Consider the following 2,162-nt stretch of genomic DNA (forward strand, 5'->3'; position numbering starts at 1 on the left):
GTAAACGCTACGATCGCTAACGGAGAGCCTTTGAGTATCGAGTATCGAATGATTAGGCGGGATGGCAGAATAATTTGGGTACGAAATCAAGCTAATCTCGTTCTTGATGCCGATGGACAAACTCAGTTACTTCAGGGTTTATTGTTTGATATTAGCGCTCGTAAACAAGTAGAAGCTGCACTGCAAGAGAGCGAAGCGCGTTCTCGTGCCATCCTCGAAGACCAAACGGAACTGATTGCTAGAGGCTTACCAGATGGCACTTTTACCTTTGTTAATGAAGCTTACTGTCGATTTTTTGGACTGGAGCGAGACAAAATTATTGGTCAGCACTACAAACCTGTTGTGTTTGAGGAAGACCAAGAACGTGTGTTTAGTCTGGTAAATTCCATCAGCTTAGAAAATCCCGTTATCACCATTGAAAATCGCGTCGTAGCTTGCCAAGGGGTGCGGTGGACGCAGTGGATTATTCGAGGGATATTTGATGACCAGGGTACGATTGTAGAACTTCAATCTGTTGGACGAGATATTACCGATCGTAAACAGGTAGAACAAGCTCTAAGTGAAAATGAGCAAAAATTCCGGGCGATTTTCAATCAAACCATTCAGTTTATCGGATTGCTTGAGCCGAATGGAATAGTATTAGAAGCGAACCAAACAGCACTGGACTTTGCTGGGATTAGTCGAGAAGAAGTGGTAGGTAAGCCATTTTGGGAAGCAAAATGGTGGACAATTTCTTCAGAGACACAAGAACAATTAAAAACTGCGATCGCATCTGCTGCTAATGGTGAATCGATTCGCTATGAAGTTGACGTTTTAGGTCGAGATTATCAAATTATTACGATTGATTTCTCACTGCGTCCTATACTTGATGAAGCAGGGCGTCTGACACTACTAATTTCTGAGGGACGAGATATTAGTGAATACCAAGCAGCGCTGCGCGAACGCCACAAAGCTGAAGAAGCATTGCGCTCAAGTCAAGACTTTCTACAAAAGGTTGCTAATACCGTACCGCATATTTTATATTTATTTGACCTCTTAAAAGGAACAAGCATTTATCTTAATGAGAAAAGTGTGACAGTTTTAGGCTACTCCCCAGAGGAAATTTGTCAAGCAGATCCGCAGTGGTTCATAAATTGCTTTCATCCAGACGACCGACATCTCTGCTATGACGTACCAAGTCGCTTCGTCAATCTGCAAGACAATGAAGTTCTTTCCACCGAATATCGATTTCGACACAAAAATGGGGATTGGCGTTGGCTGAATACACGAGAAGTTGTATTTGCCAGAGATGCTAACGGTAGTCCGACGCAGATTCTTGGCTCAGTAGAAGACATTAACACTCGCAAACAAGCCGAAGCAATGCTGCGACAACAAGCAGAGGGAGAACGGCTAATTACTGAAGTAACTCAACAGATTCGGCAATCACTGGATTTGGAAGAGGTTCTGAATACAACAGTCAACAGTATTCGCCAGTGTTTGGGTTCAGATTCCGTAGCTATCTACCAGTTAGAATCTGACGGAAGTGGCAATTTTGCGGCGGAGTCATTGGGTGATGACTACCCCCAGAGATTAGAACTGACAATGCATCCATTTTCGCTCAACCGAGATTTTAGCGACTATTACCAGGGATTACCTAAAGTCTTCCATGATATTCAGGAGTCTGATTTTTCAGCCGATCTTTTTAAGTTATTACAACTCTATCAAATTAAGGCTGCTATAATAGTGCCGATTTTGAATGGAGAGCATCTATGGGGTTTACTGATTGCTCACCAGTGTGCCGCACCTCGTTACTGGCAAGCCTTTGAAGTTAATTTGTTGCAACAGTTAGCAAGTCAGGTAGCGATCGCTATTCATCAATCTGTACTCTATCAGCAAGTACAAGCTGCCAATGAAGAACTACAAAGATTAGCTACCCTAGATGGCTTGACTCAAATAGCCAATCGCCGCCGATTTGATGAGTATCTTGAGGGTGAATGGCAGCGACTCAAACGTGAACAACTAGCATTATCTTTAATTTTGTTCGATGTCGATTTTTTTAAACTTTACAATGATACTTATGGTCATTTAGCAGGAGATGATTGTTTGCGGCAATTGGCAAGTGCCCTCAAAAACATTGTTAAGCGTCCAGCCGATTTAGTCGCCCGTTACGGTGGGGAAGAATT

General features: G+C 42.8%; 1 protein-coding gene. It reads left to right on the forward strand.

The features are described 5' to 3' along the window. A partial coding sequence (locus RRG12_RS43370) for a PAS domain S-box protein (protein ID WP_420763305.1) occupies positions 1–2,162 on the forward strand: 2,162 nt, incomplete at both ends.

It is taken from the genome of Nostoc sp. CALU 546, from assembly GCF_048836525.1.